Origin of the sequence: Mangrovicoccus sp. HB161399 (genome assembly GCF_013184745.1) — a bacterium.
In the GTDB taxonomy this organism is placed as follows: domain Bacteria; phylum Pseudomonadota; class Alphaproteobacteria; order Rhodobacterales; family Rhodobacteraceae; genus Mangrovicoccus.
The window spans coordinates 122,884-130,943 of sequence record NZ_JAATVU010000011.1 but is presented as its reverse complement, the minus strand read 5'-3'; the positions used below and the strand labels follow the sequence as shown (position 1 = coordinate 130,943).

Annotated in this window: 5 protein-coding genes and 1 pseudogene; 4 read left to right on the top strand and 2 right to left on the bottom strand. The window is 69.7% G+C overall.

The features are described 5' to 3' along the window. Positions 1 to 538, top strand: a pseudogene (locus HCC78_RS08845) (IS5 family transposase); the annotation flags it as partial. 115 nt (positions 539 to 653) lie between these two features. On the opposite strand, the gene HCC78_RS08840 reads toward HCC78_RS08845, so the two are convergent. After that, positions 654 to 1,685 (bottom strand): hypothetical protein, encoded by a 1,032-nt coding sequence (locus HCC78_RS08840; protein ID WP_172328393.1) that lies wholly within the window; start codon positions 1,683 to 1,685, stop codon positions 654 to 656. 151 nt (positions 1,686 to 1,836) lie between these two features. Here HCC78_RS08840 and HCC78_RS08835 point away from each other — a divergent pair, with 151 nt between their 5' ends. Then, on the top strand, positions 1,837 to 3,126 hold the full coding sequence (locus HCC78_RS08835) for an O-acetylhomoserine aminocarboxypropyltransferase/cysteine synthase family protein (RefSeq protein ID WP_172328392.1): 1,290 nt from the start codon (positions 1,837 to 1,839) through the stop codon (positions 3,124 to 3,126). Between the two features lie 37 nt (positions 3,127 to 3,163). Here HCC78_RS08835 and HCC78_RS08830 read toward each other — a convergent pair whose 3' ends face one another. Further along, positions 3,164 to 3,859, bottom strand: coding sequence for an SIMPL domain-containing protein (locus HCC78_RS08830; RefSeq protein ID WP_172328391.1), 696 nt, complete (start codon positions 3,857 to 3,859; stop codon positions 3,164 to 3,166). 123 nt (positions 3,860 to 3,982) lie between these two features. Between HCC78_RS08830 and HCC78_RS08825 the strand changes: the two genes are divergently transcribed. Both HCC78_RS08825 and HCC78_RS08820 read left to right on the top strand, forming a co-directional pair. Beyond that, positions 3,983 to 5,995, top strand: coding sequence for a hypothetical protein (locus HCC78_RS08825; protein WP_172328390.1), 2,013 nt, complete (start codon positions 3,983 to 3,985; stop codon positions 5,993 to 5,995). 127 nt (positions 5,996 to 6,122) lie between these two features. Continuing rightward, positions 6,123 to 8,057, top strand: a complete 1,935-nt coding sequence (locus HCC78_RS08820) for a cation:proton antiporter (protein ID WP_172328389.1) — start codon at positions 6,123 to 6,125, stop codon at positions 8,055 to 8,057. Positions 8,058 to 8,060: the final 3 nt, after the last annotated feature.

Below are 8,060 nucleotides of genomic sequence, written 5' to 3'. Positions count from 1 at the left end.
CGCTCATGCGCAAGATCCACCTTGGCATTGACGAGGAAACGATGGAGATCCGGGCTGTCGAGGTCACCTCCGGCAATGTTGGCGATGCGCCGATGCTGCCTGAACTGCTCGCCCAGATTCCGGCGGAGGAGGAGATCGCCACGGTGACGGCCGACGGCGCCTAGGACACGCGCGCTTGCCATGATGCCATTGCGGCCTGCGGCGCGGCGGCGGTCATTCCGCCGAGGCGGACCGCTAGGCCATGGAAGCCGGACACGGCAGGCGCCCGGGCGCGCAACGAGATCCTGCGGGCATCGAAGCACCTGGGCCGGGCGCTCTGGCGGAACTGGGTTGGGTACCACCGGCGGAGCAGGGTGGAAACGAAAATGAACTGCGTGAAGCAGCTCGGCCAGCGGCTGATGTCGCGGGACTTCGACCGCCAGGTGGCCGAGGTCCAGATCCGCGCATTCGCGGCTGCGCTCGGACCAATGGCGCTTGCCGCTCATTCCTCAACCGCTTCACGGCGCTCGGCATCCCGATGACCGTGGCCGCAGAATAGGTATGTCCGGGGAAAGGGGGACTGCGGTCGCCAGCTGATCTGTCCAACAACGCCACGAAACGGACACCCAACTCAGGCAGGAGATCCTCGACGCCGTCGCACGAGCCAACCCCGCCTAAAGCGCGAAGATCGCGGCCCAGCCTCCGAACAGCAGCAGCGGGAAGACGTAGCGGGAGGCGCGGTCGAGGCGCCTTGCGGCGGGCTTGTCCGGGGCGCGGCCCTCGCCGCCCTTGTTGACGAGCCAGGCCACCAGCGACTCGGCCATCGACAGGAACACCAGCCCCACCGCCCAGATCAGCATCTTGTCCATCACCGTCAGATAGCCCAGCGTCGGCAGCTGCCCGGCAATCGACAGCGAGAACGCAATTGCCGTCAGCATCGCCGTCGCCCCCAGCCCGATGCGGAACTCGAAGCGCTCCGGCGCGCCCCAGAAGATCGACCAGGACATCGCCACCACGAAGCTGAGCGGCAGCAGCACCCGGTAGATATAGTAGGTCGCCTCGCGCTTCGCTGTGATGGTCAGCGCCAGCACGCTGGCCGGACCGTCGAGCGCGGCGAGCTGGCGGACCTGCGAGGTCAGCGTCACTCCCTCGACCTCCCAGCCTTCGACGTTCAGCCGCTCGGCGATGCGCGTGGGCTCTGCCGAGGGGGACAGCACCAGCTCGTCCGGGCCGAGATCGGGCGGGACGATGCGGATCTCGAAGTTCTGCCGGTCGAAGGGGAAGCGCTCCAGCCGGTGATAGGAGGAGATCCAGCCGGTGTAGCGCTGGACGTAGCGGACCCGGCCGCCCGCCTCGACCTCGACCTGGTTGCGCGTGATCCGCAGCCCCTCGCGCAGGGAAGCGGAATTTCCCAGCACCAGCGGCGGAAACCAGACTTCGGCCACGCCGTAGCGGCAGCCCTCGAGCCCCGCGAGCCGCGGATCGGTCCATTCCATGATCATCCGCAGGTCGACATCGATATTCTGGTCGGCGTCGTTCACGCCGAGGAAATCCGCGACCACGAAGCTGATCTCGACCGCGGTCGGGCCTTCGCCCGGCGGCCGCTCGCCGGTGCGCATTTCCGGCAGCGTGCAATCGGCAAGACCGAGGACGGGAAGGCAGACACCCAGCAGAATCGCGGCGAAACGCAAGAGATGCCGTCGCATGAACCCTCCCGAAGCATCTGATATGGCCGAGAGTTCCACGAAGACCCCGCTTCGCGCAAGAGCCAAGATGCGACCGCCCGACGCAGCCGCAAAGCCCGTTGGCAACAGCCCCCCCGATGCCCTAAGCCTTGGCCCACAGAGGGAGGACAAGATGACCGACGCACCCGATTACGGCTTCGACACGCTGCAGGTCCATGCCGGGACCGCACCCGATCCGGCGACCGGCGCGATCCAGACGCCGATCTACCAGACCACCGCCTACAAGTTCCGCGATGCCGAGCACGCCGCCAAGCTCTTCAACCTCGAGGAGATCGGCTACATCTACTCGCGGCTGACCAATCCGACGGTCTCGGCGCTGGCGGCGCGGATCACCGCGCTGGAAGGCGGCGCGGGCGGGATCTGCTGCTCCTCGGGCCACGCGGCGCAGATCATGGCCCTGTTCCCGCTGATGGCGCCGGGACGCAACGTGGTGGCCTCGACCCGGCTCTACGGCGGCACGGTCACGCAGTTCAGCCAGACCATCAAGCGCTTCGGCTGGTCCGCGAAATTCGTCGATTTCGACGATCTCTCGGCGCTCGAGGACGCCATCGACGGCGACACCCGCGCCGTGTTCTGCGAGTCGATCGCCAATCCCGGCGGCTACATCACCGATCTCGACGCCGTGTCGGCGGTTGCGGCGAAGGCGGGCCTGCCGCTGATCGTCGACAACACCTCGGCCACGCCCTATCTGTGCCGCCCGTTCGAGCACGGCGCGACCATCGTCGTCCATTCGACCACGAAATACCTGACCGGCAACGGCACGGTCACCGGCGGCGCGGTGGTCGACAGCGGCACCTTCGACTGGTCGGCCTCGGACAAGTTCCCCAGCTTCTCGCAGCCGGAACCGGCCTATCACGGGCTGACCTTCGGCACGCTCGGGCCGATGGCCTTCACCTTCCACTCGATCGCCATCGGCCTGCGGGACCTCGGCATGACGATGAACCCGCAGGCAGCGCATTACACGCTGCTGGGGATCGAGACGCTGTCGCTCAGGATGCAGAAGCATGTCGAGAATGCCCGCATCATCGCGAGCTGGCTGGAAAACGACCCGAGGATCGCGCGGGTGACCTATGCCGGGCTGGAAAGTTCGCCCTATCACAGCCGCGTGGAGCGGATCTGCCCGGAGGGCGCGGGCGCGCTCTTCACCTTCGGGCTGAAAGGCGGCTACGAGGCCTGCGTGAAGCTGGTAGACAGCCTGAAGCTGTTCAGCCATGTCGCCAACCTCGGCGACACGCGCTCGCTGATCATCCATTCCGCCTCGACCACCCACCGGCAGCTTTCCGAAGAACAGCAGGTCGCCGCCGGCGCCGCGCCCGACATGGTGCGGGTCTCGATCGGGATCGAGGATCCCAAGGACCTGATCGCCGATCTCGACCAGGCTCTGGCCGCCGCCACCGCCTGACCCGGAAACGGGGCCGCGCCCTGCGGCCCCTGCCCGCCTACTGCTCCAGCGCGAAGACGATGGTGACCCGTTCGGTCACCGTCAGCGAGCCCGGCGCCACCGGCATCGCGCCGTCGGACATGGCGAGCCGCGCGCTGAATTCCGGGCGCATGTTGCCCGAACCGGCCTCCTCGATCGACAGGATCGCGCCGCGGCTGCCGCCCGCCGCCCCGGCGATCACCGCCGCCTTGGCCAGCGCATCGGTCACCGCCTCCTTGCGGGCGTCATCCTCCGCCATGGCCGGGTCCTGCAGCCCGAAGGACAGCCCGCGGAAATTGTTCGCCCCCTGCTGCACCACGCCGTCGAGGATCGCCCCCAGCCCGCCAAGCTGGCGCACCGTCACGCGCAGCGTGTTCCCGGCCTCGAAGCCGAGGATGCGGGGCGGCCGGTTCACGTCGTTGCGCGGGGTTTCGTAGACCGGGTTCAGCGTCAGGCCCGCCGTCTGCACGTCCTCGGGCGCCACGCCCGCCGCCGACAGCGTGTCCAGAACCGCAGCGATCTTGGCGGAGGCCGCCGCCACGGCCTCTTCCGCGGTCTGCCCCTGCTCCTCGACGCCCAGCGTGACCGTCGCCATGTCGGGCAGCACCTGGATCTCGCCGGTCCCCGTCACGGTCAGCTCCGCCTGCCCCTGGCTCCACGCCGCCGCCGGAAGCGCCATCGCCCCGGCCAGGGCCACCGCCAATACCTGCCGCATTTTTCTTGCCTCCCCGGAAAATCCGTCAATGCAGTGTTTACCGCATATAGTGTCGACATACCTGAACATGCTATACGTGAGGAAAACCAAGACCTGACGAAAAGCAGGTTAAAGAGCGGATACATGCGACCGAACCTGGCTCTGTCCCTGTCCACCGAAGAGGTGGTCCTCTATGTCAGCATCGACGATGGCTGGCAGCGTCTCGGGCGCGTCTCGATCGCAGGCCGCGATCTCGGGCTGCAGATGGCGGTGCTGCGCCGCATCGCCGAGAGCTTCTCGGAGACCGAGGGGCTCGACACGCTGCTCTGCGTGCCTGCCGACCAGGTCCTGTGGAAGCGGCTCGGCAATGACGGGGTCGGCGGCAATCCCGCCCAGGTCGCCGCCCATATCCGCCGCGCGCTCGAAGGCGCCACGCCCTTCGAGGTCTCCCGGCTGCGCGCCGACTGGCGGCGCAGCGGCGCTGGCATCGACATCGCGGTGATCGCGCTCGAGACCATGGAGGAGGTCGAGGAGTTCTGCTCCGCCCATGGCTTCCATCCGGTCGGCATCGCCGCCCTGCCCGAGCCAAGCTGCCATTTCCAGGGCACCGCCTGGTTCGGCCTTGCCGGGGCGCCCACCGCACCGGATGGCCGGGACACGGTTGCGGCACCGCATCCGGGCAACATCGTCACCCTGGACAGCAGCCTGCCGGTCGCCCATGCCCAGCAGGAGGCCGGGGAAGAGGATGGCGGCCTGTCGCCCGCCCAGCGGGCCGCGCGCACCACAGCCGCGATCGACGCGCCGCGCCAGGCGCCGCCGCGCCCCGGCCGCGGCAGCCGCGCCGCGGGCCTGCTGCTGCCCGGCCTGCTGGTCGGCGGGCTCTGCGCCGCGCTCGCGGCCGCGGCCTTCTACCTGCCCGGCGGCGGCATGCCCGATGCCGAGCTGGCCGCCCTGACCGCCCCGGCCCAGCCGCTGCCCGAATACGGCGCGCCGGAGATGCCGGATGGCACCCTGGCCGAGGCCGATCCCGGCGGATTCGAGGGCGCCGAAAGCTACGGCGAGGAAGCGATGCTGTTCGACGAGGCCGCGGCCGGCGCGGATGCCGCGGCGGAACCTGCCCCGGCAGCTGCGGAGGGCGATGCCCCCGACCTGTCCGGCGGCTTCGTCTCGGTCGACCCGGCCTCGATCTCGAGGCTCGGCGGCTGGTCCTCGGACGACCTGGCACAGCCCGGCGTCGACATCGTCGCCCAGGTCGATGCGCTGGCGCTGAACCAGGTGCCGCCCGACCCGGCCCGGATCCTGCCGCTCGCCATGACCCCGCCGCCGCGGCCCGACCAGGACCGCAGCCAGACCGATGCGGCGGGCTTCGTGCGGCCGAGCGACGGCGGCAACCTCGCGCCCGGCGGCTACCTGGTGAAGACCGGCCTGCCCGCCGCCGCGCCGGGGCCGCGCCCGGCACCCGATCCCGAGGCCGAGACCGTGACGCGGCTGGCCGATGCCGATGCGGCCGCGCCCGGCGCGCATCCGCGCAAGCGCCCCGCCGACATGGCCGAGCGCTACGAGCGCCAGCAGCTTGGCGGGCGCACCGTGTCGGAGCTGGCAAGGCTGCGCCCGGCGCAGCGGTCGCCCCAGGCGGCCATGGTGGCGGTCGCGCTCTTTGCCGAACGCTCGCCGCCGCCGCCGATGCTGCCCGCACTGACCGCCGAGCCGGGCACCGCCCGTCCGGCGCCGCGGCCCGGCGACCTGCAGTCGCGCTCGCATGCCGCCCAGGTGGCCAGCGCCCAGAGTGCCGCCGCCGCTGCGGCGAAGGCCTCCACCGCAGCGGTGCTGACCCGCCCCGCGGCCAAGGCCGAGGCGCCGCCCAAGGCCACCCCGGCCGCGGTCCGCGCGCCCGACACCACGCCGCAGGAGGCCCCGGGCAATGTCGCCCGCCGCGCCACCGACGGCAACGAGATGAACCTGCGCCGGGTGAACCTGCTCGGCACCTTCGGCAAGCCCGGCGACCTGCGCGCGCTGGTGCGCATGCCCAATGGCGACGTGGTCAACGTCTCGGTCGGCGACCGGCTGGACGGCGGCAAGGTCGTGGCCATCGGCCAGGGCGAGCTGCGCTACCAGAAGAAGGGCCGCAACGAGATCCTGAGCATGCCGAGCGGCTGAGCCCGCCCGCCGCCGCTTCCGCCGCGCCGCCCGCCATGCCATCATGCCGCGGCAACATGATTTCCGCCCCCCTCGGGGGGCCGCCATCCTATACTTGTTCCAGAATTTACGGAGCCCCGATACCGTCATGGAGAGCTTTCTCTTTCAGGCCACGCTTTACCTGACCGCTGCCGTCGTGGCGGTGCCGCTTGCCGCGCGGCTGGGCCTGGGATCGGTTCTGGGCTATCTCGCCGCCGGGCTCTGCATCGGCCCGCTGCTGGGGCTGGTCGGCAACGAGGTCGGCGAGCTGCAGCATTTCGCCGAATTCGGCGTGGTGATGATGCTGTTCCTGATCGGACTGGAACTGGAGCCGCGGGCGCTGTGGGACATGCGCCACCGGCTGCTGGGCCTCGGCGGGCTGCAGGTGGCGGGCTCGGCCGCGCTGATCATGGGCGCCTCGATGGCGCTGGGGCTCGACTGGCGCCCGGCGCTGGCGATCGGGCTGGCCTTCTCGCTGTCCTCCACCGCGATCGTGCTGCAGACCCTGTCGGAAAAGGGCCTGATGCAGACCGCGGGCGGACGCTCCAGCTTCTCGGTGCTGCTCACCCAGGACATCGCGGTCATCCCGATGCTGGCCTTCCTGCCGCTTCTGGCCATGCCCATGCTGAGCGCGGCCGACGGCAATTCCACCATGGTTGGCGCAGGCGGCAGCGGCGGCGGCAGCGCGCTCGAGGACATGGCGACGAACGAGCATGCCGAGGCGCTGGCGGCGATGGTCGACCGCCTGCCCGGCTGGGGCGTCACGCTGCTGACGCTGGGCATCGTCGCGGGCATCGTTCTGGCCGGGCTCTACCTGATCCGGCCGATCTTCGCCTATATCCACAACGCCCGGCTGCGCGAGCTGAACACCGCGCTGGCGCTGCTGATCGTAATGAGCATCGCCTTCCTGATGAGCATGGTGGGGCTGTCGCCCGCGCTCGGCACCTTCCTTGCGGGCGTGGTGCTGGCCAGTTCCGAATTCCGCCACGAGCTGGAAAGCGACATCGCGCCCTTCAAGGGACTGCTGCTGGGGCTGTTCTTCATCACCGTCGGCGCGGGCATCGATGTCGACATGCTGATGGCCGAACCGGCGCGGATCGCCGCCCTGACCCTCGCGGTGATGGCGATCAAGGGGCTGGTGCTCTTCGCGCTGGCCTGGCTGTTCAAGCTGCGCCGCCGCGACCGCTGGCTGTTCACCCTGGGGCTGGCGCAGGCGGGGGAATTCGGCTTCGTGCTGATCGGCTTCGCGCTGCAGCAGGACGTGGTGCCGGGCGATCTGGGTCCCGTGCTCTACCTCATCATCGCGCTGTCGATGATGCTGACGCCGCTGTTCTTCATCCTCTACGAGTTCGTCTCTGCCCGGCTGGCCGAGGACAAGAGCGAGGCACCGAAAGCCGACGAGATCACCGAGCAGGGTCCGATCATCATCGCCGGGATCGGCCGCTTCGGCCAGGTGGTGAACCGGATGATCCAGATGTCGGGCTTCCGCGCGGTGGTGCTGGACCACGACCTGTCCACCATCCGGCTGATGCGCCGCTTCGGCTTCAAGAGCTTCCTCGGCGACCCCACCCGCCCCGAGCTGCTGCATGCCGCGGGCCTGGCCAAGGCGAAGGTGCTGGTGGTCGCGATGGACGACAAGGACGCCTCGACGCGGATCGTCGCCTATGCCCGCAAGGAGCGGCCCGACCTGCATATCGTCGCCCGCGCCTATGACCGGGTGCATGTCTACGAGCTCTACCAGGCCGGGGCGGACGACATCGTGCGCGAGATGTTCGACTCCAGCCTGCGGGCCGCGCGCTACGTGCTGGAGAACATGGGGCTCAGCGAATACGAGGCGGCCGAGGCCGAGCGCGCATTCTACAAGCATGACCGCCGCGCCATGCTGGAGCTGGCCGAAGTCTGGAAGCCGGGCGTGCCGGTGGCGCAGAACGAAAGCTACGTGCAGCGCGCCAAGGAACTGAACAAGGAAATGGAGACCGCCATGGTCACCACGCTCGGCGAGGAGATCGAGACCGCCGAGATGCGCCGCGCGGAAGGCGGCTGAGCC